The 23,271-nt window shown below is 41.9% G+C and carries 23 protein-coding genes; 10 read left to right on the top strand and 13 right to left on the bottom strand.

From position 1 onward, the window contains the following. Window positions 1-18 precede the first annotated feature (18 nt). Both HWQ44_RS29135 and HWQ44_RS29130 read left to right on the top strand, forming a co-directional pair. Window positions 19-1,458 carry a TldD/PmbA family protein gene (locus tag HWQ44_RS29135; protein ID WP_292725429.1) on the top strand — a complete coding sequence of 480 codons (1,440 nt, stop codon included), beginning with the start codon at window positions 19-21 and terminating at the stop codon, window positions 1,456-1,458. 239 nt (window positions 1,459-1,697) lie between these two features. Further along, window positions 1,698-3,044: a TldD/PmbA family protein gene (locus HWQ44_RS29130; protein WP_292725428.1), complete on the top strand. Its 1,347-nt coding sequence runs from the start codon at window positions 1,698-1,700 to the stop codon at window positions 3,042-3,044. Window positions 3,045-3,217: 173 nt separating this feature from the next. Here the strand turns inward: HWQ44_RS29130 and HWQ44_RS29125 are convergent, their stop codons facing one another. The 3 genes from HWQ44_RS29125 to coaD form a co-directional block, all read right to left on the bottom strand. Beyond that, entirely contained in the window at window positions 3,218-3,544 is a 327-nt protein-coding gene (locus tag HWQ44_RS29125; protein ID WP_292725427.1) for a Ycf66 family protein, read from the bottom strand. Window positions 3,545-3,693: 149 nt separating this feature from the next. After that, the gene (locus tag HWQ44_RS29120; RefSeq protein ID WP_292725426.1) at window positions 3,694-4,362 is read right to left on the bottom strand and encodes a DivIVA domain-containing protein; all 669 of its coding nucleotides are present in this window, start codon (window positions 4,360-4,362) and stop codon (window positions 3,694-3,696) included. Beyond that, complete coding sequence (gene coaD / locus HWQ44_RS29115; protein WP_292725425.1) at window positions 4,272-4,823, bottom strand: pantetheine-phosphate adenylyltransferase; 552 nt, start codon at window positions 4,821-4,823, stop codon at window positions 4,272-4,274. Before coaD ends, HWQ44_RS29120 begins: the two co-directional genes overlap by 91 nt. A gap of 294 nt (window positions 4,824-5,117) precedes the next feature. Here coaD and lgt point away from each other — a divergent pair, with 294 nt between their 5' ends. The 5 genes from lgt to HWQ44_RS29090 all read left to right on the top strand — a co-directional run bounded on the left by lgt (window position 5,118) and on the right by HWQ44_RS29090 (window position 9,295). Next, complete coding sequence (gene lgt / locus HWQ44_RS29110; protein ID WP_292725424.1) at window positions 5,118-6,005, top strand: prolipoprotein diacylglyceryl transferase; 888 nt, start codon at window positions 5,118-5,120, stop codon at window positions 6,003-6,005. Between the two features lie 230 nt (window positions 6,006-6,235). Further along, on the top strand, window positions 6,236-7,027 hold the full coding sequence (cobM, locus tag HWQ44_RS29105; RefSeq protein ID WP_292725442.1) for a precorrin-4 C(11)-methyltransferase: 792 nt from the start codon (window positions 6,236-6,238) through the stop codon (window positions 7,025-7,027). A 128-nt stretch (window positions 7,028-7,155) separates the two neighbouring features. Next, on the top strand, window positions 7,156-7,509 hold the full coding sequence (locus tag HWQ44_RS29100; protein WP_292725423.1) for a phenylpyruvate tautomerase MIF-related protein: 354 nt from the start codon (window positions 7,156-7,158) through the stop codon (window positions 7,507-7,509). A gap of 79 nt (window positions 7,510-7,588) precedes the next feature. Further along, entirely contained in the window at window positions 7,589-8,683 is a 1,095-nt protein-coding gene (gene rlmN, locus HWQ44_RS29095) for a 23S rRNA (adenine(2503)-C(2))-methyltransferase RlmN (protein ID WP_292725422.1), read from the top strand. 141 nt (window positions 8,684-8,824) lie between these two features. Continuing rightward, window positions 8,825-9,295, top strand: a complete 471-nt coding sequence (locus tag HWQ44_RS29090) for a hypothetical protein (RefSeq protein WP_292725421.1) — start codon at window positions 8,825-8,827, stop codon at window positions 9,293-9,295. An 85-nt stretch (window positions 9,296-9,380) separates the two neighbouring features. Here the strand turns inward: HWQ44_RS29090 and HWQ44_RS29085 are convergent, their stop codons facing one another. Both HWQ44_RS29085 and uvrC read right to left on the bottom strand, forming a co-directional pair. After that, window positions 9,381-9,560 (bottom strand): replication restart DNA helicase PriA, encoded by a 180-nt coding sequence (locus tag HWQ44_RS29085; RefSeq protein ID WP_104907454.1) that lies wholly within the window; start codon window positions 9,558-9,560, stop codon window positions 9,381-9,383. 471 nt (window positions 9,561-10,031) lie between these two features. Beyond that, window positions 10,032-11,909: an excinuclease ABC subunit UvrC gene (gene uvrC / locus HWQ44_RS29080; protein ID WP_292725420.1), complete on the bottom strand. Its 1,878-nt coding sequence runs from the start codon at window positions 11,907-11,909 to the stop codon at window positions 10,032-10,034. 762 nt (window positions 11,910-12,671) lie between these two features. Here uvrC and HWQ44_RS29075 point away from each other — a divergent pair. Then, on the top strand, window positions 12,672-12,851 hold the full coding sequence (locus HWQ44_RS29075; RefSeq protein WP_292725419.1) for a hypothetical protein: 180 nt from the start codon (window positions 12,672-12,674) through the stop codon (window positions 12,849-12,851). Between the two features lie 21 nt (window positions 12,852-12,872). On the opposite strand, the gene HWQ44_RS29070 is transcribed toward HWQ44_RS29075, so the two are convergent. The 7 genes from HWQ44_RS29070 to HWQ44_RS29040 all read right to left on the bottom strand — a co-directional run bounded on the left by HWQ44_RS29070 (window position 12,873) and on the right by HWQ44_RS29040 (window position 20,542). Beyond that, the gene (locus HWQ44_RS29070) at window positions 12,873-13,295 is read right to left on the bottom strand and encodes a response regulator (RefSeq protein WP_292725418.1); all 423 of its coding nucleotides are present in this window, start codon (window positions 13,293-13,295) and stop codon (window positions 12,873-12,875) included. Between the two features lie 563 nt (window positions 13,296-13,858). Continuing rightward, entirely contained in the window at window positions 13,859-14,896 is a 1,038-nt protein-coding gene (locus HWQ44_RS29065; RefSeq protein WP_292725417.1) for an NF038130 family PEP-CTERM protein, read from the bottom strand. A gap of 409 nt (window positions 14,897-15,305) precedes the next feature. Then, a complete protein-coding gene (locus tag HWQ44_RS29060) occupies window positions 15,306-16,553 on the bottom strand; it encodes an LL-diaminopimelate aminotransferase (RefSeq protein ID WP_292725416.1) in 1,248 nt (415 codons plus the stop codon). A 59-nt stretch (window positions 16,554-16,612) separates the two neighbouring features. Further along, complete coding sequence (locus tag HWQ44_RS29055) at window positions 16,613-16,948, bottom strand: co-chaperone YbbN (protein ID WP_094349563.1); 336 nt, start codon at window positions 16,946-16,948, stop codon at window positions 16,613-16,615. A 174-nt stretch (window positions 16,949-17,122) separates the two neighbouring features. After that, on the bottom strand, window positions 17,123-17,914 hold the full coding sequence (locus HWQ44_RS29050) for a PspA/IM30 family protein (RefSeq protein ID WP_292725415.1): 792 nt from the start codon (window positions 17,912-17,914) through the stop codon (window positions 17,123-17,125). 161 nt (window positions 17,915-18,075) lie between these two features. Beyond that, window positions 18,076-18,828, bottom strand: coding sequence for a PspA/IM30 family protein (locus HWQ44_RS29045; protein WP_292725414.1), 753 nt, complete (start codon window positions 18,826-18,828; stop codon window positions 18,076-18,078). A gap of 343 nt (window positions 18,829-19,171) precedes the next feature. Next, entirely contained in the window at window positions 19,172-20,542 is a 1,371-nt protein-coding gene (locus tag HWQ44_RS29040; RefSeq protein ID WP_292725413.1) for a hypothetical protein, read from the bottom strand. A gap of 264 nt (window positions 20,543-20,806) precedes the next feature. Between HWQ44_RS29040 and HWQ44_RS29035 the strand changes: the two genes are divergently transcribed. Continuing rightward, window positions 20,807-21,361 (top strand): DciA family protein, encoded by a 555-nt coding sequence (locus HWQ44_RS29035; RefSeq protein WP_292725441.1) that lies wholly within the window; start codon window positions 20,807-20,809, stop codon window positions 21,359-21,361. A 426-nt stretch (window positions 21,362-21,787) separates the two neighbouring features. After that, window positions 21,788-22,102: a hypothetical protein gene (locus tag HWQ44_RS29030; RefSeq protein WP_292725412.1), complete on the top strand. Its 315-nt coding sequence runs from the start codon at window positions 21,788-21,790 to the stop codon at window positions 22,100-22,102. A gap of 126 nt (window positions 22,103-22,228) precedes the next feature. On the opposite strand, the gene menB is transcribed toward HWQ44_RS29030, so the two are convergent. Next, window positions 22,229-23,062 (bottom strand): 1,4-dihydroxy-2-naphthoyl-CoA synthase, encoded by an 834-nt coding sequence (gene menB / locus HWQ44_RS29025; RefSeq protein WP_292725411.1) that lies wholly within the window; start codon window positions 23,060-23,062, stop codon window positions 22,229-22,231. Between the last annotated feature and the right edge of the window lie 209 nt (window positions 23,063-23,271).

Genomic DNA, 23,271 nt, shown 5'->3' with positions numbered 1-23,271 from the left:
TTCCCAATTCCCTAAATTATGTGGTCTGAACTCAAAAAAGCGATCGCTAGTTTCGATATTCCCGCTGATTGGATCGGTATTAGAGCCGTAAAGGAGACTTCTACTACCCGTTTAGTCCGTGACGCCTTACCCCAACTAAACGGCAAATCCTTCACTGTCGGAGCCATGCTGGAAGTTTTGGTCAATGGTTGTCTAGGTTATGCCGCAACTAACTCTCTAGAACTGTCTTCCCTGCAAACCGCTGCTCAAACAGCTTACAAACAAGCAATAGCAGCCAGTGAATGGTGGATACATCCCTTTCGTGAAAGTGAGCGTCCTAAAGTCGTTGGTGAATATAAATCTCCATTTATTGAGCCATTGGATGCTCTGAGTCCAGGGGAAATCAACGATTTATTGGTTCGTATTTGCCAAACACTGAAAGTTGACGACAAAATTGTGCAAACCATAGCCAGTGCCAGCATAATCGAGAGAGAATCTTGGTTTGTTAGTAGCAACGGCTCAGAAGTCTATCAAAAAATACTATCTATAGGCACTAATTACGGTGCCACTGCCCAAGATGGAGCAGTTGTACAGCAGCGCAGCAACAACGGCTCGCAAGCAAACTGTTACCAAGGCGGACTCGAACTATTAAAACAAGAAAACTTATGGCATCGGGTGCGGCAAATAGGCGAACAAGCAATAGAACTCTTGACAGCACAGGAATGCCCAACCACCCGTACCAATTTAGTTTTAGCCCCAGATCAAATGATGCTGCAAATCCATGAAAGTGTCGGGCATCCCCTAGAAATTGACCGAATTTTGGGAGATGAGCGTAATTATGCTGGAGGCAGCTTCGTTAATAAAAGTGATTTTGGCAACCTAGTATATGGTTCGCCGCTGATGAATATTACCTTTGATCCCACCGTGCCTGGTGAATTTGCCAGTTATGGCTTTGATGATACGGGTGCTGTAGCAACACGCGAGTATTTGGTTAAAGAAGGTGTACTCCAACGGGGTTTAGGCAGTCTGGAGAGTCAAGCTAGAGCAGGTGTAGCAGGAGTTGCCTGTGCCCGTGCTTCCTCATGGAATCGACCAGCGATCGATCGCATGGGTAACTTGAATTTAGAGCCTTTAAACGGTACTTTTGAAGACATTATTGGCGGCATAGAACATGGCGTTTACATGGAATCTAACCGCTCTTGGTCAATTGACGATCGCCGCTACAAATTCCAATTTGGTTGTGAGTACGCTAAATTAATTGAAAATGGTAAACTCACCAAAACCCTTCGTAATCCTAACTATCGCGCCACAACACCAGAATTTTGGCATAGCTTAATCCAAGTAGGAAATGCTGAAAACTGGCAAATGTATGGTACTCCTTATTGTGGCAAGGGAGAACCAAATCAGGCCATTTGGGTAGGACATGGTTCACCTGTTTGTGTATTTGCTAATGTCGAAGTTTTTGGTGGCGGAACTTGAAAAATACAATACTTAGGAGTTGGTAGTTAGGAGTTTTGAATTAAGTAGATAGGCATAATTAAATATCAAATAAAATCCTAGCTTGTAGTGAGCGATTCATCGCTCAAAAAAAGGATTATCAGGACTAAAGTCCTTACTATAAACTTTAATTTATTTACGCCAGCTACTTACAAAAATTCTTTTAACTCCTAACTCCTAACTTTCGCCTTCTCACTATTCCCTATTAATATTTAATATCCATGAAAATTGAGGAATTATCTGCGTTAGAAATCAGCTTTAATCGACTGATTGAAACTTTGCTGATAAAAAAAGCAGAAAGTGAACAATTCACTGTTAAATTCAGCAGTGAAAGAAGTCAATTTACTCGTTTCAATCATGCGAAAGTGCGACAAACTGGTTGTGTTGCTGATGGTTGGATCGAACTGACTCTGATGGCAGATCAGCGCAGCAGTGTTAGGCAGTTTCCCTTTACTGGAAATTGGGAGTTAGACTGGCAATTAGCATATCCGGCGTTACAGGAACTACGTGACGAACTGATTCTACTACCTATTGATCCATATTTAGTTTTACCATCAGGAACTAATACCAGCCGGGAAGTACATTCTGGGAATTTATTGGCAGCGGAAGTAGTAGTATCAAGTGTACTAGAACTGGTTGCTGAATTAGATTTTACTGGTATCTATGCTGGCGGAATAGTAATTAAAGCTTATGGTGATTCCAGTGGTCAAAAACACTGGTTTGCGACTGATTCTTTTACCTTAGATTATTCTCTATTTTCTGCCTCTGGACAAGCAGTTAAGGGCACATTTGCAGGAAGTAATTGGGATGAATCTGCTTATAAGGCCAAAATCAGCGAAGGTAAAAAGCAACTTGAATTGCTTGCTCGCACACCTAAAGAACTGCCACGGGGACAATACAAAACTTATTTTGCACCTGCTGCTGTTGCAGATTTATTAATTATGCTTTCTTGGGGAGCTATAAGCGAAGCTGATATCCAACAAGGAAATAGCGCTTTAGCTGCTTTATCTCGTCAAGAAAAACAACTTTCGACAGCATTTAATTTGAAAGAAAACTTTCAGAGGGGATTAGTGCCGCGATTTAATGAATTGGGAGAAATGGCAGCACCGGAGTTACTTGTAATAGAAAAAGGACGTTTGGTAAACACTCTAGTGAATTCTCGTACTGCTAAGGAATATCAAAAAAATGCCAATGGTGCTAATGGTTCAGAGACTTTGCGTGCGCCAGAAGTCAGTCCAGGAAATTTAGTATTTGAGCAGATTCTTCCGAGATTGGATACAGGATTATATTTATCAAATTTGCATTACTTGAATTGGAGCGATCGCCACACTGGTAGAATCACAGGTATGACCCGCTATGCTTGTTTTTGGGTAGAAAACGGAGAAATTATTGCCCCAATTGAAAACTTACGTTTTGATGAAAGTCTCTATCGCTTCTGGGGAGAAAATCTAATAGATTTGACTACTTTTCAAGAATTTATTCCTGAAGTAGGTACATACGAAAGTCGCCAACTTGGAGGTAGTTTAGTTCCCGGTATGTTGGTAGAAGATTTTACTTACACTCTGTAATCAGGTGTTAAATTGCGTTTTTAATGAATTTTCAACATAAATATAGCAATCATATTTTATTTGTGAGAATTGCAAGCCGTAGCTCCCCGACTTATCCAATAAGTTGGGGAGCTTTTTGCTCACGAATGGTTCAGGATTACTATATTAGTAATAACATTCTCCCAATGCTAAAATTATCTATCTCTGTAAACTGCATTAATTACAATATCCTTGATACTCAGGTAAAGAATTAATAGCAACAATAAAAATTGCTCAAATTGAAGAACTGGATCTAAACGCCAACCTTGATAATACAAGATTACTCCACTTAACAACATTATAATTGGCGTGAATATAAGTTGAAGAATGTAAAGGGCTAAAGCCCAACCTCTAAGCCTGGTTCCACGTTGGGATAGCCAAGCTACTGTTAAAATTAAGTAAATAATTGCCCAAAGTAAATAAATAATTCCAATTAAACCAGCTATATTTAATCCAAAATTCACTTGAGCAAAAGTAAGCATTTATTAAAAATCCTACTTAATTACAAGCTAAAATTTTAAATCTATTAGTTAGTAGGTAGATTCCCTAAAATTATTCCTTAATGAAAATTGTTGGGTTAAGCAATAGCGAAACCCAACCGATAATTTTTCCTCATCTCTGGTTATAACCTCTATCTTTTTTTGCCAGGAGGTGAATTGCGCTGTGTGAGGTTATCAATTTGCAATTGTTGCCGGCCGTTGGTGATAATTCGCAACATATCTTTGAGATCCTGCTCGATATTTCCCAAAATGCCATCGGCATAAGCATCAGCACCATCTTCAATTTCTTGAGCATGAGCGATCGCAGTTTGTCGCATTTGTTCTAACTCTTGCTGACAAGCATACCGCTTGCGGTCAATCTCGGCGAGGGTTTCTTGCATTATTCCCTCACACTCTTGTTGCACCTGTCGCCGCAGTTGTTCAGCTTCTTGTTCCGCCTGTTGAATAATATCGCTTTCAGCTAAAATTTGCGCTCTTTTTGCTTGTGCAGCCTCAACAACCTGCTGTCCATACTCTTCCGCTTCTAGCAGAATTTCATTCTTTTGTTCCAGAATCACTGCTGCTTCTTGAAAAAGTGATGGTAAAGCAAGCCGGATGTAATCAAGCTGATCCAGCAGCTTTTCTTCATCTATGAGTGTGCGTCCTGTCAGCGGAATCCTGAGACTAGAGAGAACCATTTCCTCTAGACGGTTGAGTTCCTGCTGAATATCTATGCTTCCCTCTCCACTGAGATACTCTTGAGGGGGGGGATTGCTTCCGTTGAGATTGGGTTCAACATTGGAGACTTGTGATTGTAGCATTGGTATATATCTAGGGCAATGTGTGGGGGAACGAGATGATCGATAGAGCCACCAAACCTTGCAATCTCTTTTACCACACTACTACTTAAAAAACTATACTCATTTGAGGTTGCGAGAAAAACTGTTTCTATTTGGGTAGAAAGAGTTTTATTGGTGTGAGCCATTTGCAGTTCCACTTCAAAATCTGACACAGCCCGTAAACCCCGCAGCAAAACTTGTGCTTGTCGGATTTGGGCATAGTTGACGGTAAGACCATCGAAGCTGTCTACTTCTACATTAGATAAATGTTGTGTAGAATGACGGATTTGATCTAGCCGTTGCTCCACACTAAAAAGTGGCATTTTGTTGGGGTTCCGCAGTACAGCGACAATCACCCGCTCAAACAGCCGGCTACCCCGCTGGATGAGGTCAAGGTGTCCCAAGGTGATGGGGTCGAAGCTACCAGGATAAATAGCGATCACAATTTTAAATATATCAAAGTTGTTTAGGTGATTATATCGAAACCGTTTTGTGTAACTTACTCAAATCTACCATCTTGCGCTCCGGGTAAGGATGCTAAACTCAATTGTTTTAGTAACACAAGTTATGCTCAACTAGGCGTTAGGAATTAGACTCCTAAATATGGATACTGGATTTTTACTTAAGTCTCTACAATGTTGTGGAGATTCAAGTGTAGTTCCAGTATTCAAAACTCAAAAAACTCCGTACTTAGCAAAGTGCGCGGGTAGTTAACGAACTTTTCTAGGTAATTTTTCATGGCACTGGATTTTTCCACCTTGCCCTTGGCATTTCAATTTACTTCTCCAGGACCGATTCTGGTGAAAATAGGGCCACTAAGTATTCGTTGGTACGGCTTGTTGATTGCCACAGCAGTGTTAATTGGCGTCATCCTTTCCCAGCATTTGGCAAAGCGCCGTAATGTTAATCCTGAGTTGCTAGGTGATTTGTTCTTTTGGTTGTTGATTGGGGCAATTCCTAGCGCCCGGCTATATTACGTTTTCTTTGAATGGTCAAAATATGCCCCAACTCCAGGAAAAATCTTTGCAATCTGGGAAGGAGGTATTGCTATTCACGGAGCAATTCTAGGTGGCGTTGTGGCTGCGTTAATCTTTGCCAAAATCAAGCAGGTTTCTTTCTGGCAACTGGCAGATTTAGTCGCACCTTCGCTGATTTTAGGGCAGGCGATCGGACGTTGGGGCAATTTCTTTAATTCTGAAGCTTTTGGCGATCCCACTGATTTACCCTGGAAGTTGTATATTCCACCAGATCATCGTCCTCTACAGTATCTTAGTTTCGATTACTTTCATCCCACCTTCCTCTACGAATCTCTGTGGGATTTAATGGTGTTTACGCTACTAATAACGTTGTTTTTCCGGTCTTTATCCGGTAAGCCACGGCTGAAGGTAGGCACACTGTTTCTAGTTTACTGGCCAGCCTATAGCTTAGGACGCTTGTGGATCGAAGGCTTTCGTACTGATAGCTTAATGCTGGGGCCGTTAAAAATGGCACAAGTAGTAAGTAGTCTAGGAATTTTATTGGGATTAGTTGGATTAGCTTGGCTTTACTTACTCAAACGCCCTTTACCCGATGTAGTTCCTACTCCTAAGGTAAATGGAGAGAGGGGGGGGATGAAGGAACTGTAGCTTTATTCCCACAAGGTGGGAGCAGGGGGAGAATAAATAATCAATGCCCAATGCCCCATGTCCAAAAAATAAAAAATGCCCCAGAGTATTCTCTAGGGCTTAACCAGGGTGCATCTACCATTACTCTCTACTAGGGAAAGAGGGTGAATCCGGAAAGATACTGAGAAAATACCAAAAAATTTTTTTGAGGGATTGCCGTGTGTTCTTCTAAAAGTGAATATACAGAAAGCCTGAGCTATAAAAAAACACTATCCGCTGTAAAACCATCTGTGTATATTGTGGGAGCAGGCCCTGGAGATCCTGATTTATTAACGGTGAAGGCGCAGAAACTACTGGCTGTTGCTGATGTAATTTTATATGCTGATTCTTTAGTACCCGAACAAATTTTAGAACTTTGCCGAAAAGATGCGGAGATAATTAGAACTGCGAATCAGACTTTAGAAGAGATTTTGCTGATTATGATCGATAGGGTGCGATCGCAGCACAAATCTCTAGTCCGTCTCCATTCTGGCGATCCTAGTCTCTACAGCGCTATCCACGAGCAAATGCACCTCCTCGCAGAGGCAAATATTCCTTTTGAAGTCATACCTGGTATCAGCGCCTTTCAAGCCGCAGCTGCCAAACTCAAAATCGAACTGACTGTCCCTGGTTTAGTCCAAACCATAATTTTGACACGCATCAGCGGACGGACAGAAGTCCCCGCCACCGAAGAATTAGCCACTCTTGCAGCACATCAGGCTAGCCTCTGCCTATATTTGAGTGCGCGTCACATCGAAAATGCTCAAGCTAAACTACTGGAACATTACCCAGCCGAAACTCTCATCGCAATTTGCTTTCGCATCGGCTGGCCCGATGAAAAAATTAGGGTTGTCCCTCTAAATCAAATGGCAGACTGCACTCATCAAGAAAAACTAATTCGTACTACACTTTATATAATCAGTCCAGCACTCTCAACAACAACAGGGCGATCGCGTTTATATCATCCCGAACATAGTCATCTATTTCGCTCATCTCATCACTAAATGCTGGGGCATTGGGCATTAGGCATGGGTTATTCTCCTCATCTCCCTTGTCGCCCCATTCCCTCATTTCCTCTGCATTTCGATAAACTTAACAATGTCAATAAAATCCAAAATTCCAATTCGGTACTATGCCATTAATTAAAGTGCAAACTTCTGCATCCGCTCCTGAAAAAGCTGAAATTGAGTCAATGCTTTTAAACCTATCAGCCAAGTTAGCGAAACATTTAGGAAAACCAGAATCTTATGTAATGACTGCTTTTGAACCAGAAATCCCTATGACTTTTGCAGGGAATACAGACCCGGTTTGCTACATTGAAATTAAGAGCATTGGCACGATGAAGCCAGAGCAAACCGCAGCAATGAGTCAGGACTTTTGCCAGCAGATTAACAAAACTCTAGGTGTGCCGAAAAATCGCATTTACATTGAGTTTGCAGACGCTAAGGGTGCGATGTGGGGCTGGAACGGCACAACTTTTGGCTAATTCCCCATCTTCTTTGGTCAAGACTAAGTTAATCTGGCAGGTGTAGTATAGAGATCCAGCATCAACTCGTGATTTTTTTATGTCTGCTACGCCTCTTGTATCTCAGGTTGACTCACACAACCCAGAAAAATCAGAATTAATCCCTCCCCTTCTAGGCGCTTCTCTGTCCGAGTTAACTACTTGGGTGCAGCAACAGGGACAACCTACTTACAGAGGAAAGCAGCTGCATGAATGGATCTATGACAAAGGAGTGCGATCGCTATCTGATATTTCTGTCTTCCCCAAGCAATGGCGTACAGAATTAGCAGAAGTTCCGATTGGGCGCTCAATTCTACATTACCGCTCTGAGGCTCCCGATGGTACTGTTAAATATCTTTTACGATTAACAGACGGGCAAATTATTGAAACTGTTGGTATCCCCACCTTTGCAGAAAGAGGAGAAGGCCCAAAAGCCCGTCTGACAGTTTGTGTTTCTACTCAGGTGGGTTGTCCAATGGCGTGTGATTTCTGCGCTACTGGTAAGGGAGGCTACAAGCGCAACCTAGCACGGCACGAAATTGTCGATCAGGTGTTGACTGTGCAAGAAGATTTTCAGCAACGGGTTAGCAATGTGGTGTTTATGGGACTGGGCGAACCGTTGTTGAATACTGAGAATGTCCTAGCAGCCCTGAAATCCCTGAATCAAGATGTCGGTATTGGGCAGCGATCGCTTACAGTTTCTACAGTGGGAATTCGCGATCGCATCCGTCAGTTCGCGCAAAACAATTTGCAAATCACTCTGGCTGTGAGTCTCCATGCACCCAACCAAGCACTACGCGAAAAACTCATCCCCAGCGCCCGCGCCTATCCTCTAGAAGATTTGCTGGCTGAATGTCGGGAATATGTGGAAATCACTGGACGCCGCGTTACCTTTGAGTACGTTCTCCTTGCTGGTGTTAACGATTTACCAGAACATGCATTAGAACTTTCAAAATGCCTGCGAGGATTCCAAAGTCATGTGAATTTGATTCCTTACAACCCCATTCAAGAAGTAGATTATAAACGCCCCAACCGCGATCGCATTCAAGCATTTGTCAACGTCCTCAAGCAGCAAAATACTGCTGTTAGTGTCCGTTATTCCCGTGGTTTAGAAGCTGATGCTGCTTGCGGGCAATTAAGAGCAAGTAAGAATTAAATCTGTTGCACTCAGTAAATTTCATTACTTTTATCTCACAGATATGTCGACAGTAGTCGCAATTGCTGCAAAAAGCCTGCGGTAAAAATTGTTATATTAAGGTTAAGCGATCGCTCAACCCAACCTATAACAAATAATTGTATGTTGAATCGCTCATTGATGCTTAAACTATGGCTACTAGCGATTGTTTTTGCAAAAGCTTTGCCGATGAATTCTCCTGCTTATGGACAAATAATTCAACCGATTCCTCAGCAACCTGAGTCCTTTCAAGAAAGAATGAGACAACAACAAGAGGAACAAACTCAGCAAACACAAGAGAAATTGAAGGAAACATGGCTACGCCTAAACCTTCAACAGCCACAACTACAACAACAACAGAAAATACAACAGCAAGAATTTACACGACAACGGCAAGAACTAATCCGCCAGCAACAATTTAGACTACAGCAGCAAGAAACAAGACTACAACAGCAAGAATTTACACGACAGCAACAACTGAGAATACAAGATCAACAACTCAGACAAGATCAACAAATTAGACAACAGCAAGAATTGAGATTACAGGAACAGAGACGACAGCAACAATTCAGACAACAAAAAGACAATCTGTGAATTGTTCAAAACTTCTGATAAATAACTTGATTATTAAAAATTAGAGAAAACTTTCTCCAATTTTTAATTTTTTTATTTTTATTATTTAGCGATGTGCATGAATGCCAGGGGCATAAGCTTCAATAACTTTGCCTGTGCGAGTGCAGCTAATCATCAAGTAGTCACAACTTGGGCATTGTGTCCTAGTTAATTGACTATCATAAATATAATAGCGCTCTGCGTGACTACCACAATTTGGGCAGTAAATCTTTTGTACTGTCTGCATTTTAAAACACCTGGTTGTAATGATTTTTTACTTAGTAGAACTGCACGTTAAACCAGGAAAATTTCTGGTTCGACCCAACTTAACAAACTGCCGTAATATTGGCTGATTATTTTAAACAAAATTTCAAGTTTGAAAAATTTTAGATATCTGTGTCTATTATCCTAAAACTTAAGTGATTTTACTCTCCTACTTTAGATACATAAATTGGTTTTTAATTGAATGCTGCTTAGAGATTTACTGATCCCTATGATTAATGCCTTGAGAGAGCCTTGTTTATAGTCATTTTAGACGAATGCAAAAAAAGCCGTTCTTGTATTCAAAAATTAAAACCCATAAATTACTGTATATTTAGTCACAAAATCTCTATCTTAAGATTTAGTTCATATTTGCTGATAAGATTTATAAGAATCAAAATCAGCAAACTTCATTGTTTTCACCTCCTCGTTTAAGGTGAGAGTAAGAGTTGTCACTTCAAGCAGGATGAAAATAATCGTAAATTTCTTGAGCCAAACGTGGCCCAATTCCTGCTACTTCAGCAAGTTGTGTGGTTGTTGCTTGCCGAATGTAGTCCACTGAGCGAAAATGCCCTAGTAGCTGCTTTTGTCGATGATGTCCTAAACCAGGGATTTCATCTAAACGCGATCGCTTCAACTTATCACTGCGCTGCTGACGATGGAAACTCACTGCAAACCGATGCGCTTCATCCCGCAGTCGCCGCAATAACTGTACCCCCGGTTGTTCTGCATCAGTTGTCAAGGGTTTAGATTCTCCCGGTAAAAAAATCTCTTCTCGCTGCTTTGCTAAACTCACAACTCGCAAGTCTTCTAATAAATTCATCTCTTGCAAAACGGCGACAACGGATGATAACTGACCTTTACCACCATCGATCATGATTAAATCAGGCCAGTCAGGATTACCCAAACGCGTTAATTGCTGATCTTCCGCATATTTACGGAACCGCCGCTGGATGACTTCAGCCAGACTAGCAAAATCATCTGAATGTCCTGCTGTCACAGTGGGATTTTTGATTTTATAGTGGCGATAGTGCTGCTTTGCGGGTAATCCGTCGATAAACACAACTTGCGAAGCGACAGCATTTGACCCTTGAATATGGGAAATGTCATAACCTTCGATGCGATGGGGTGCATCTGGTAAATCGAGGATGGCGGCTAAATCTTGCATTGCTTGGTGATTGCGATCGCCAAATTTCTGCATTCTTTGCAATTCATACTGAGCATTTCGCTCTACCATCTCAATTAATTCTGCCTTAGTTTGCCGCAAAGGAGTCAAAATTGTCACTTTTTTGCCTTTACGTTGAGTTAAGACATCCGCCAATATCTCCGCATCTGGTAAATCATGCTGTACCAAAATCTCTATAGGTATTTCTACTGAGTCAGCAGTTTGATAATGTTCCTCTAAAGCTCGTTGTAAAATAGCTCCTGGTTCTGCGTGAGCATCCGCCAGAAAGGCCAAACGTCCTACCAATTGCCCAGCGCGAATCTGGAATAATTGAATACAAGCGTGTTCTTCGTCGGCTGCCAGTGCGATCGCATCCCGCGAAACTGTATCATCTGGTAAGGAAACTTTTTGGTCGGCTGTCAACGACTTTAACCCAGAAATTTGATCGCGAATCCGCGCCGCTGACTCAAAATTCAAGTTCTCAGCAGCTGCGTTCATCTGTTGAGTCAAAATATCAATCAGTTCCTGAGTTCTACCTTGAAAGACCATCGCTATTTTTTGCACAACTTTGCGATATTCTTCTGGTGAAATCAGCTGTTGACACACACCCGGACAACGCCCTAAATCAAAATTCAAGCAAGGACGGTCTTTAAAAAGTGGTTGAGGTCGTTGTCGCTGTGGAAAGATGCGCTTGCAGATACGGACAATTTCTCGCAATAAACCAGCATCAGTATAAGGCCCGTAAAATTTATCTTTTTCTTTGCCGAATTGACGTTTACGGGTAATAAAAATTCGCGGATAATCTTCTGACCAAGTAATGCAGAGATAGGGATATTTTTTATCATCTTTGAGCAGCACGTTGAAATATGGCTGGTGCTGCTTGATCAAATTGGCTTCGAGCGCTAGTGCTTCGGCTTCAGTATCAGTAACGATGAATTCAATTTCTGTCACCAACTTGACCATCGTGGCGATACGTTCACTTTTGTTGTAGCCATCCCGGAAATAGGAACGGACACGCGATCGCAACTTACGTGATTTACCTATATATATAATGCGATCGCTCCCGTCCCGCATGAAATAAACCCCCGGTTCCGGTGGAATTTCGGCTAGACGGTTTTCCAGTCGTTCTGGCTCTTTAAGCAGCGGTAATATTTGCGTAGATATTGTCACAAACAAAATTAGGTAATCTTTCTCTATTTTAAGAAAAATTATTTTTTCGTGCCGATTTGACAAACTATTTATCAAGTAAATATAAAGTAGCCGTCATAAACTGCATACATCAGAACACATGAAAGAGGGAATGGAGACTGGGAGAGAATAATAACTCCTACCTCAGTACTTTCAAGTCAGGTAGGCTTTTAGTCCGCACAAAGATAAATTTGTAGACGCTTTTACGGTAAGGCGTCTCCCTTTCTCTCAAAGGGAAATGCTAAGAGCCTTAGCTAGGCGACATGCTGTTCGGGTTCGGGGGGAGGCTCGAACCCAAAAGGCTTCCCACGGGGTGGTTGGTTTCCAAGCTAGACGCTGATCAGAAAACTTGCTGCAAGCCTCAGAACTTTAAAGCAGACACAGAGTTTGTCTAGCTACAATTTTAGTCATCGGCTGCTACTGTCACATAAAAACTTTGCTTTCTGAATCTATATATAACTAATATTTTTAAATTGATAATACTATTTTATTAGTTAAAGTTTTATATTTTAGATCCAAATATTTCTATTTTATTTACTTTTCTTTTTGTCAATCTTTTGAAGAATCAAGAATATGTTTAAATATCGTTTATATGAATGTAAGATAAATATTTTATTAATCGACAATATTTATGTTTTTTGCTTGAACTTATAAGATTAAGCGAATTAACGGATTTAGTCAGTTAAATTTACGATTATGATTGGGAATATGGTTATTATAATAATTTCAGATAAGAGCTAGACTATGAATTTACAAGACTTTGAAGCCCAGTATCGTGAGGCTATGGCTGAAACTCTCAATGAGTTGCAAACAGCAGTTTTGTTGTTAGCGCAAGTACAACAGAAAATTCAAATAATTGGCAGTTCTGTACAAAATCTTAGTGAGCGTGTTGAAGAGTTTATCGCTAACCAAAAAACGGAATAAATACACGCTTATTAGAAAAGTCTATCTATGGCAACAAGTAAATTGTTCTTCAATCGTAAGGATGAGATCCTTGAGTTTTAAAGGTTTAACAAAATAACGACATGCACCTAAACTTAGAGCTTTTTCTTGATCTGCTTTAAAAGCAAAGGCTGAAACCACAATAATAGGTATTTTTGACAAATCAGGTTTTTGCTGGACTTGTTTTAAGAGCGAATAACCGTCAATATCTGGCAATTTCAAGTCTAATAACATTAAATCTGGCTTGAATCTCTCTATAGTTGAGAAAAAAGCAGCGCCTTCTGATAAGCTTTGGACATCGTACCCACAGTAACTTAGATAGTCACTCAGTAACATCCGATTGAGATAATGGTCTTCAACTAGCAAAATTCGTCTAGCTTTGTGTGATTGCAGTGGCTGATCTCTATTGAGTAATTTTACTGTCATTGCTACCTATTATCTGATTATCTTAAGTTAAAGCCAACAATTATCACCATAAACTAAAACGGTAGTGCATTTAAACGATGAAATGAATAGAAATTTGACTTATGTCATCTAGTTAAAGATATTAATAAATTAAACTTCCCTGCACTACAATACTTAAACAATAGGATTTATTAAGTATAACTTAATCAAAAATTAAGCTTTTTTTTACGAAATTTTTCTAAGTTATAGTTTGAAGTAAACGGCTGATTTTCAAAATTGAATTGCCCCATTTACATGTGTAAAAATACTTAAGGAATATTGTAACTGACAGTATAGTAATTGCCCTTATTAAAACAGGTTTCATCTGGATGTGAGGATAAGTAATACCATTTCACGAAATCCATATTACAAATACGTTGCTAGGGGCATACAGATATAGAATTTTACAACCGATTCATTTGTTGCAAATATTTTTAAAAATAGTATAACCTAGAAGATTAAATCATCTTATAGTTTGAAGAAATATTCATTAAAAAAGGGAGCTAACAGCTCCCTAACTCATTTGTCGTTTTGAACCTAAAATCTTAAATAGATGCTTTTTTGAATTTGCGTTGGGTCGCAAACACACCAGCAACACCTAGTAGACCCAGTATTATTGATGGTTCTGGGACTTGCTTTAAAGGAGGCGTGTATGTAGGTGTGTGCCAGTTGTAATAAGCGCTGTAGGATACGCCGTCATCAGAGGCTGTAATTCCAGATGCAGTGGGGTTAAAGCTGTAAGCGTAGGAAGTTTTACCATCAGTAACTACCTTGGCAATTTCACTAGCTCCGATTTCGCCTTGGTAGGCGTTTAATGCAGCTTGGAAGTTGAGGAGGTCTTTGAATGATGTCAGTTGAGCTATTTGAGTTTGCAGCGTTAGCTTCGTAGCAGCAGGGGTTAGAGGCGAGTTCAGCGTTAGTTGAAGTGTTGAAATCTTAGTTTGAACTTCTAAAGCGCTTGGTAAAATTGTTTTACCTGGAAATAGTAATTTCGCTCCTCCAGTCCACGCTTCGGAAAGTTTAGTAGAAAGTGTATCTGAGAGTTTGGTCTTTACATCTAAGTGACCAACCAAGCTCAGTTCCACACCGCCATTTTGACCGAATTGGAAGCTACCAATGTTAGGATCTCCCATCCCCAATAAAGGAAAATAACTCGTTACTAATGATTGGGTACTCGCTGAAAACCCATTCCACACTGACTTAAATGGAGTGTAGGTACTCAACAAATCACCCAGCCATTGGGAACCAAAACTACTCCAATCACTAGCAGTAACACTGCTAACGGTAGCACTGTAGTTTCCTTGTGTGGCGGTGAAACCAACGTTAGAAGTGGGGTTTTCGGTACTATACCAAAGCTCGACGTTAGAGCTGGAGTTGTTATCTGTCAAAGCTTTGATGGCAGCGTTAGTACCACCTTGTGCATTCCCTTTAATGAAGGTACCATTCGAGCCACCAGTATAAGTGTTAATTTCTCCTGTATTATTGAAACTAAAAGATGTAGCGTGTGCTGGAGCAGTTGCAAGAGCGCTCACACCAATAGCCATTGAGGCACCAATTACAAGTTTCTGAAAATTCATCTTCATTGTTTTCAAGTCTCTGTCAGTTTGGAAGTTAAGTTTTAAACTACTGCCGTTTTTAGGCTTGGGCTGTCTTGACTACAGGCTTTTGGCAATACAGCTACTTAAAAACGCGACCTGTATTGTTAGCCATCTTTGGTAGCTGAGCGTACAAACCCAGTTTAAGAAACGGGGAGACCTGATTGGGTAAAGTTCCTTCTGATTATCGATAAAAAGATGAAGAATGTTTCGACATTTTTATCAGTTTAATTACATATTATATGGAAATAGTAAGGTTATAAAAAGTACAGGATATAATTTTACGGTTCAGTACAATACGGGAATTGGTAGGGATGCACAAATGTGCGCCCCTACCGCGTGTTCCATTCGTAGACTTTGGCAGCAAAAATCTTTGGCGTTTCGTTTGAGAAGAAATTTAATGAAGAAACTGGGCAATTCTTTCTACAGCAGTTTCTAACAAAGGTGGCTCATGCACCAAGGCAAAACGGACATATCCTTCTCCACATTTGCCAAAGCCAGCACCTGGGGATACAGCTACACCAGTTTGTTTGACTAGCTGGGTACAAAATTCGATGGAGTTTTGACTCCAAGGTGAGGGTAATTTTGCCCAGATGTACATTGTGGCTTTGGGAGTAGGAACATTCCAACCAATGCGGTGTAAAGCACTGATGAAAGCATCACGCCGTTCCTGGAAGGTAGCGACAGCACTTTTTACCCCAGCTTGAGGGCCAGTCAGGGCAGCGATCGCACCATTCAAAATTCCCCGATACTGATTAAAATCAACGGCGGCTTTTACCTGGCGTAAGGCGTTAATTAACTGGGCATTACCGATGGCGTAGCCAATGCGAAAGCCGCCCATATTGTAGGACTTGGAAAGGGTGAAAAATTCAATTGAGATGCTTTTATCTGGATCAGCTTGCAGAATTGAAGGGACTAGGGACTGGGTATTGGGTATTGGGGATTGGGAAGAATTCATTACCCAGTCCCTAGTCCCTAGTCCCCAATCTCCAGTTTCCCCAAATACCAAATCTACGTAGGGGAAATCGTGAACTAGGGCGAGATTGTGTTGTTGACAAAAGGCGACAGCTTCTTGGAAGAAAGATAAAGGTGCGATCGCAGAAGTGGGATTGTGAGGATAACTTAATACCATCATCCGCGACTGGGCCAAGACAGGGGCAGGAATATCAGCAAATACTGGTAAAAAACCATTTTCTGCTAGTAGTGGCATCGGGTAGATTTGACCGCTGGCGAGGTAGACTCCCCCCGCATGGGAAGGGTAACCTGGATCGAGCAACAGGGCAAAATCTCCTGGATTGAGCAATGCTAGAGGTAAATGGGCTGTGCCTTCTTGAGAACCAATCAGAGGTAGTACCTCAGTTTGAGGATCGACTTTGATGCCAAATTTTTGTTCGTACCAGTTGGCTGCGGCTTCGCGAAACCCAAGGGTTCCATTAAACAACAGATAGCCGTGGGTACTGCGATCGCTAAGAGATTGGGCGATCGCTTCGATGACATGTGCCTCGGCTGGTAAATCAGAAGACCCCAACGACAAATCAATTACCTCTCGACCAGCAGCCAAAGCGACTGCCTTAGCTCTGTCCATATCAGCAAATACATTAGATTTTAGGGGTTGTAAACGTTTTGCAAACTGTATGTTAGTCATTAGTCATTAGTCATTGGTCATTGGTCATCAGTCATTTGCTATGAACTATGAACTATTGACTAATTACTATTTAAGTGGGTATCTAGAAGAGCAAATAATTTCTCTTTGCCGATGACTCCCTCGGTGGATATCAAAACCTCCTGGCCTTGAAATAGTCTGAGGGCGGGTACACCTTCCACTTGGTACTGCTTAACAGTGAGTGGGTTGGGGTCAATTTCCATTTTAACGACTTTGAGGCGATCGCTATATTCGCTGGCAGCAGAGTTAATCGCGGGCGACATCAATTGACAAGGCCCACACCAGGAAGCCCAAAAGTAAACTAATACAGGCTGCTCGGCTTTTAACACTTCGGTTTCAAACTCAGCATCAGTTATGGTGATTACAGCCTTACTCATTGCAGTCTCCATCAGGTGGCGATCAAAGTTGGCACACACAATACTTTATCCCAAAGTCGTCAATAGTCCATAGTTAATAATTTATAGTGATTAGGATTGTTAACTATTGACTAATGACGTAAAATCCCACAGCCAACAGGTGTGGGACTAGCTTAAATAAGTTTTCTGTCAATTTTACAGTTGATCCAATTGCTTGCGTAAGGAATCCAACTCAGCATCAACCACTTCATTGGACTTAGGAGCAGTAGATTTAGGAGCAGTGGTTTCTTGTTGCGGTGGCAGTTGGGCTTGATTTTGGGGAGTAGCGGGTGGTAACATTTGCGCTTTCAAAGCTGCTAATTCATCATCTACATCGCTACTACCTTCCAACAGGGCAAATTGGGTATCTAAATCTGCACCTGCTAACTCTCCTGCTGCCTGGGCCCGGGATTCTTGGATCAAGACTTTTTCTTCCATCCGCTCGAAGGCAGACATTGCACTGTTAGTATTCATCCCACGCACCATGCCTTGAAGTTGCTCTTGGGCTTTGGCAGTAGTGATTCTAGCTTTGAGCATTTCTTTCTTAGTCTTAGCTTCAGAAATTTTGCTTTCCAGCTGGATTAAGTTGCGCTTGAGGGTTTCAACTTGAGTGCTTTGGGTATCTAAACTAGCTTTGAGGGCAGTACTGGTGTCAGTATAAGTTTTCTTCCGCTCTAAGGCTTGTCGTGCTAAGTTTTCATCACCTTTTTGCAGAGCCAGTTGGGCATTGCGTTGCCACTTGTTGATTTCATTTTGAGCATCATTGTACTGTTTCTCGCTGCGTTTTTGGGCGGCGATCGTCTGGGCTACTCCCTGACGCAGCTGCACCAAGTCTTCCTGCATTTCCAGGATGGCCTGCTCTAGCATTTTTTCGGGGTCTTCGGCTTTGTTAACCAGGTCATTGAGGTTAGAACTAACAACTCGCTTAATGCGATCGAATAATCCCATAACTTTGTTTTTCCTTGTGTAATTTACGCTTTTGTTGGACAGTTAGCTTTTTAACTTTTTAATAGCTACCTATTTCAATGTAATCTTTCCGGTTTGAATCAGTACCTCCTAACAACTCTTAATTGTTAAGATATCTCCAAACTGGGGTAATTAGTAGAACTTCAAAAATCCTGAGTTTTGGGTAACTGCTGTTGGGGAAGTTGCGCTGTCTTCTGGCTCTCCTCAGTGAGGAGACTGTTGTACTGTGTGTTTTCTGACTGGTTGAGAACCTGTACCTTCATCGCTGCCAATTCGGTATCTACATCATTAGATTCCAAAGAACTAAATTGTGTTTCCAAGTCGTCGCTACTGAGTTGAGCTATGGCTTCTGATTGAGCTTCTATTTGCAAAACTTTTTCTTCCATCCGCTCAAAGGCACTCAGACTGCTGGTGGCAGAAACTCCGCCGAGCATTTCCTGGAGGCGATAAGACGCTTCAGCAGAACGGGCGCGAGCAATATACATATCTTTTTTGGTTTTCGCCTCGGAAATTTTTAACTCTAGCGATCGCATATCCTTTTTTAGCCTAGCTACTATATCGTTTTGCTGCTCTATTTGGGAAAATAGGGCTGTAGTGGTTTCTTTATAGGCTTGGCGCTTAGTCAAAGCTTCCCGTGCTAGAGGTTCATTGCCTTGTTGCAGTGCCAATTGAGCGCGGCGATACCATTCTTCCATTTGAGAATGGGCAGCGGCTGCCTGTCGTTCAGTACGTTTCTGAGTTGCGATCGCTTGGGCTACACCCTGCCGCAACCGCACCAGATTTTCCTGCATCTCCAGGACAGCTTGCTCCAAAATCTTTTCTGGATCTTCTGCACCACCAATCAAACTATTGAGATTAGCGCGAATCACCCGCAGGATACGCTTGATTAATTCCATGTCGGCTCTCCATTCACGAAACTCAGTAATAAGTGCTGAGTGCTGAGTGCTGAGTGCTGAGTAATGAATTAGTTATAGACTGCTGAGTGCCTAGTTAAAGTCCTAAGTATAATCTTTGTTGTCATAGGGTAGTTATGGAGTACTGAGTGCCTAATTAAAGTTTTGAGGATAATATTTTTTGTTATAGGGTCGTAAACAAACAATATTTTGTCTCTACTACTCAGCACGGGCTAAACCCTAGCTATCCGCTAACACAACTCAGCACTGGCTCAACCCTAGCTATCCTCTAACAGCACTCATTGGCTCAGGACTGTTATCTCATGGTATCGTAGATTTTTGCAACTCACGGCTGCTGAACTCGTGCCTGAATTCCCTTCGCCTGTAACAGTTGCATCTGTTGTTTTACTTGCTCTTTAGTCTTAAAAGCACCCAGATAAATCAATTCCTTATTGGGCGATAAATAAGCATCAGGAACTACTTGGCGGGCTGAGGCATAAGCCGCCCCTTTATTATCTATGACTACATGATAGAACCCATCTGTTCCTGGTTTGATTTCTGCATTCAGCTTGGGTGAGGTTGCGATTGGCTTGGGCGAGGTTTTTATCGGTGAAGTGGGAGGCAAATTTAGGGGAGGCAAGGTCTGTAGGGTCGGTACTCGTGCTAAGGCGATCGGATTTCTCGGTTTTAGGCCTGTGTTGGCGTCAGGCAATGCTGCTTGAGGATTTGCAGGGTTTTGGGGAACAGCTGGATTAGGCACTACTGCGAGGCTTGGTTGGACTTTGGGTTTTAAGCCAACTACATCATTGGGGTCTCTGACTTCAGGAAACTCTTCAGTAGCGAGATTGGGATACTTGGGTATAGATGTACTTGGTGGGGCAATTTGAGGTTGGAAATTACTCCCAACTTCCTGAGTATTTTCTGGTACGGGAGACGAGTTACTGTTAAACAACTTGCCTAAATTCCATTGTGACAAGCTTTTGGGATTGAACACCACATAACCTAAAGTAAGACTCGCCACCAATAGCAGCAACATTGAGCCGATACCTAAAGGAGATAGCAGACTGTCGCTAGAATTATTTGGCTTCTTGGTTTCTGGTTGTTCCTCTGTCAGACTTCGCAGCAGTGCTTCACTAGATTCCAAATAGTCATCTGGGTGCTTAGGGGTATCATCTGGCTGCAAAAGATTTTCGCTCTTAGTATTTTTAACGATTGCTGGCACAATGCTACTAGAAAAGTTGGGCGGGGGTGGTGGAAGTTGAGTTTGTGTTCTAGCAGAATCGGAGGTGGAGGTCACATTAGGATTATTCAGTTGCTCAGTTTTTGCTGTAGCTGGCGCTGGGTTGATCTCAGGAGTCACAGCTACAGAAGATGGAGGTGGTACGTCAATTTTTGCCGTAACTGGCACTGGGGTTCCCTGATGATTCACGGGTACAGATACAGGCGGCACATTGGTTTTAATTTCCGTTCCTGATGACTGAGTTTTTGCCGATATTGTAGGAATGGCAGTCGATGGCTGGGGTTGACTGTTGATGTAACTTGCAATCCGGGACTGATTCGATGACACCAAACTAGTTCGCGTGCGTCGGTATCGAGCTAACTCTTGATCTAGCGGCACTTCTAAACTCGCTAATGCTGCTGCTAGTACTGGTTTTAACCCAGATGTTTTAGATGATTGATGATTAGCACCGGAATCGTTTAGTGGGTTTTGAGTCATTGCTTCTGTGCCTCAAACGTAGACTGTTGGAATTAACTTTAGATATATTTGTGACAATAGTAGCGGAAATTATCTAAATAGATAGATTGGGGATGGTGGGGTAATGGGAATTGGGCAGTGAGGACTAGAAAAAAGAGATTTTCAGGCTTTTTTATGAACGATAGTGCATAAAAGTCTATTTTGGAAATAGGGTATGGAGCAGGGGGAAAACTCCTCACTCAGCATGGGCTAAACGCTCCCTTATAGCTACCAGCACTTTGAATGATGTCGTTGAAATCAATTAATGATGTTTTAGGCGTTCTAGAAAAGCAGGCTAAATGGCAGGAGCAACCATTTCAACGCCTGCTCAAGTTTTGGGCAGAAGTTGTTGGCCCAGTAGTTGCTGCAAATACTCGACCATTGTCAATTCAGCGCGATGTTTTGTCGGTAGCAACTTCTAGTGCTGCTTGGGCGCAAAACCTGACTTTTGGTCGCACATCTCTACTTTTAAAGTTGAATAAAAAGCTGCCAACACCTTTGGTTGATATTCGCTTCTCTACTGCTGGCTGGCAGAATCCATCTGTGGAGACAAAACAGCAACAAATGGTTTTACCCCATGAGCATCCCAGTTACCTTGGTAATGAGATTAGCCGCCCTGAAATGATACCCACCAAGGATGTGAATGCTGCTTTTGGGAATTGGGCTCAGGTCATGCGATCGCGATCGCATGGTTTACCACTTTGTCCCCAATGTCAATCTCCCACCCCACCCGGTGAACTCCAGCGCTGGGGAGTCTGTTCTGTCTGTGCTGCTAAAAAGTTTTCCAAGCAAAATAGTTGAGCGATTATTCGTTGAGCATAATTTATCCGGAAGTAACTTGCTGCTATCACATAAAATAGTTCTGATTCTTGAGAAAAAATATATTTTCCTGCTAAAATCTACCGAATGTAGTACACAAAACAGACTATTTATCTAAAAGTCTATGCTTTAACCCATCCTTAAGGAGGAAGTTAAAAGACTAGATAAATCAAAAGCTTTACTTTTAGTCTTGATCCCTAATAAGTTTTAGCCAAAATCTATAGGTAACCACTCTTATAATTATTTAAATATATAACAAGATTATAAAAATATCCTGAAGTTTATTTTTCCCTTGGGATCGCTGAAACCTATAGAAATTAATGACTTTTTGGCTCTTATCCGTCTTTATATATAGAAGCAAAATATAAAGATGAAATTCAGCCAAAACGGCACTAAAGATGAATCCAAATGAAACCTATTAAATTTTTAGCATCTGCCTGTAAATATTGCCGTCATTACCAGCCAGAAGGTCGCCGTGGCGGAACGTGCCAGCAGTTGGGCGCACCAGTTCAAGCAACTTGGAAAGCTTGCTCTTTGGCGCTCCCACCTTTTGCACCTTCTTGGGAAACTTTGGAAGATGCTTGGGGTTTGCCAGATGCAGCTCCAGTTTTAACATCTTGTCAATCTCTAGCCTCAGATTTAGACAATGCTGCTCTTGCCCCTGTAGAGGAAATAACTGCCTCTATATCTGAACAGGTAAAGACTAAAGCAGTGGTTATTTAGTCATTCATTATTACGGACTGAGTTTTTAGTCTGCTTAAAATAAGATTTGTTTTTAAGATTTTTAGTGCTGTAAAAGTTGATATCTACAAAAATCGCACCTTTTAATGAGGTGCGATTTTTGCAATTCTAAGGCAACCAAGGAAAAGAACGAAAATCTGGTGGGCGCTTTTCAAGAAAGGCTTGTTTCCCCTCAGACCCTTCTTCTGTCATGTAATAGAGTAGAGTGGCATTGCCAGCGAGTTCTTGTAAACCAGCTTGTCCGTCACAATCAGCGTTGAAGGCGGCTTTGAGACACCGAATTGCGATCGGGCTTTTTTCTAAAATCTCCTGCGCCCATTGAATACCTTCGGCTTCTAGTTGTTCCACTGGGACGACACAATTAATTAAGCCCATTTCTAGGGCTTGTTGGGCATCATATTGACGGCAGAGAAACCAAATTTCTCTAGCTTTTTTTTGCCCCACGATGCGGGCGAGATAGCTGGCTCCAAAACCACCGTCAAAACTGCCGACTTTGGGGCCAGTCTGTCCGAAAATAGCGTTATCGGCAGCGATGGTAAGGTCGCAAATCAAGTGTAGGACATGTCCACCACCGATCGCATATCCAGCTACTAGGGCAATTACCACTTTCGGCATGGAACGAATCAGGCGTTGTAAGTCCAGCACATTCAAGCGGGGAATGCCAGTTTCGTCCACATAACCTGCATGTCCCCGCACGCTTTGGTCGCCACCAGAACAGAAGGCATATTTGCCATCAGTGTGTGGACCATATCCAGTAAATAGAACAACACCAATAGTGGTATCTTCACGAGCATCACAGAAAGCGTCGTATAGTTCAAAGACAGTTTTAGGACGGAAAGCATTGCGTTTGTGGGGGCGATTGATAGTAATTTTCGCAATGCCATCGTTTTTTTGATACAGAATATCTTCGTAGGTTTTGGCAGTTTGCCAGTTAATTTGCATTGGTATGGAGTGCGCTGTTGTGCTTGAGAATTTTATCGCGGTCTTAGGGACAAGCGATACCTGCGGTGGGCTACGCCGACGCTAAAATTGGTATCTCAAGACTTTACAATCTGGTAATTGTCTGGGTGTTGAGGAATAAAAATGCGACGTGATATCATGTTCGGGTAAAGACTTATCATTTAGACCGCAGGGGTGCAGGGGGCAGGGAG

Source organism: Nostoc sp. JL34 (assembly GCF_017114945.1).
In the GTDB taxonomy this organism is placed as follows: domain Bacteria; phylum Cyanobacteriota; class Cyanobacteriia; order Cyanobacteriales; family Nostocaceae; genus Nostoc.
The sequence above is the reverse complement of the archived record's forward strand: the minus strand, read 5'-3'. Positions and strand labels throughout refer to the sequence as shown.

What these genes read in the sequence shown, in the direction of transcription:
- HWQ44_RS29135 (WP_292725429.1), top strand. Translation starts at nt 19, where the DNA reads ATGTGGTCTGAACTCAAAAAAGCGATCGCTAGTTTCGATATTCCCGCT.
- HWQ44_RS29130 (WP_292725428.1), top strand. Translation starts at nt 1,698, where the DNA reads ATGAAAATTGAGGAATTATCTGCGTTAGAAATCAGCTTTAATCGACTG.
- HWQ44_RS29125 (WP_292725427.1), bottom strand. Translation starts at nt 3,544, where the DNA reads ATGCTTACTTTTGCTCAAGTGAATTTTGGATTAAATATAGCTGGTTTA.
- HWQ44_RS29120 (WP_292725426.1), bottom strand. Translation starts at nt 4,362, where the DNA reads ATGCTACAATCACAAGTCTCCAATGTTGAACCCAATCTCAACGGAAGC.
- lgt (WP_292725424.1), top strand. Translation starts at nt 5,118, where the DNA reads ATGGCACTGGATTTTTCCACCTTGCCCTTGGCATTTCAATTTACTTCT.
- HWQ44_RS29100 (WP_292725423.1), top strand. Translation starts at nt 7,156, where the DNA reads ATGCCATTAATTAAAGTGCAAACTTCTGCATCCGCTCCTGAAAAAGCT.
- rlmN (WP_292725422.1), top strand. Translation starts at nt 7,589, where the DNA reads ATGTCTGCTACGCCTCTTGTATCTCAGGTTGACTCACACAACCCAGAA.
- HWQ44_RS29090 (WP_292725421.1), top strand. Translation starts at nt 8,825, where the DNA reads ATGTTGAATCGCTCATTGATGCTTAAACTATGGCTACTAGCGATTGTT.
- HWQ44_RS29085 (WP_104907454.1), bottom strand. Translation starts at nt 9,560, where the DNA reads ATGCAGACAGTACAAAAGATTTACTGCCCAAATTGTGGTAGTCACGCA.
- HWQ44_RS29075 (WP_292725419.1), top strand. Translation starts at nt 12,672, where the DNA reads ATGAATTTACAAGACTTTGAAGCCCAGTATCGTGAGGCTATGGCTGAA.
- HWQ44_RS29070 (WP_292725418.1), bottom strand. Translation starts at nt 13,295, where the DNA reads ATGACAGTAAAATTACTCAATAGAGATCAGCCACTGCAATCACACAAA.
- HWQ44_RS29065 (WP_292725417.1), bottom strand. Translation starts at nt 14,896, where the DNA reads ATGAAGATGAATTTTCAGAAACTTGTAATTGGTGCCTCAATGGCTATT.
- HWQ44_RS29060 (WP_292725416.1), bottom strand. Translation starts at nt 16,553, where the DNA reads ATGACTAACATACAGTTTGCAAAACGTTTACAACCCCTAAAATCTAAT.
- HWQ44_RS29055 (WP_094349563.1), bottom strand. Translation starts at nt 16,948, where the DNA reads ATGAGTAAGGCTGTAATCACCATAACTGATGCTGAGTTTGAAACCGAA.
- HWQ44_RS29050 (WP_292725415.1), bottom strand. Translation starts at nt 17,914, where the DNA reads ATGGGATTATTCGATCGCATTAAGCGAGTTGTTAGTTCTAACCTCAAT.
- HWQ44_RS29045 (WP_292725414.1), bottom strand. Translation starts at nt 18,828, where the DNA reads ATGGAATTAATCAAGCGTATCCTGCGGGTGATTCGCGCTAATCTCAAT.
- HWQ44_RS29040 (WP_292725413.1), bottom strand. Translation starts at nt 20,542, where the DNA reads ATGACTCAAAACCCACTAAACGATTCCGGTGCTAATCATCAATCATCT.
- HWQ44_RS29035 (WP_292725441.1), top strand. Translation starts at nt 20,807, where the DNA reads ATGTCGTTGAAATCAATTAATGATGTTTTAGGCGTTCTAGAAAAGCAG.
- HWQ44_RS29030 (WP_292725412.1), top strand. Translation starts at nt 21,788, where the DNA reads ATGAAACCTATTAAATTTTTAGCATCTGCCTGTAAATATTGCCGTCAT.
- menB (WP_292725411.1), bottom strand. Translation starts at nt 23,062, where the DNA reads ATGCAAATTAACTGGCAAACTGCCAAAACCTACGAAGATATTCTGTAT.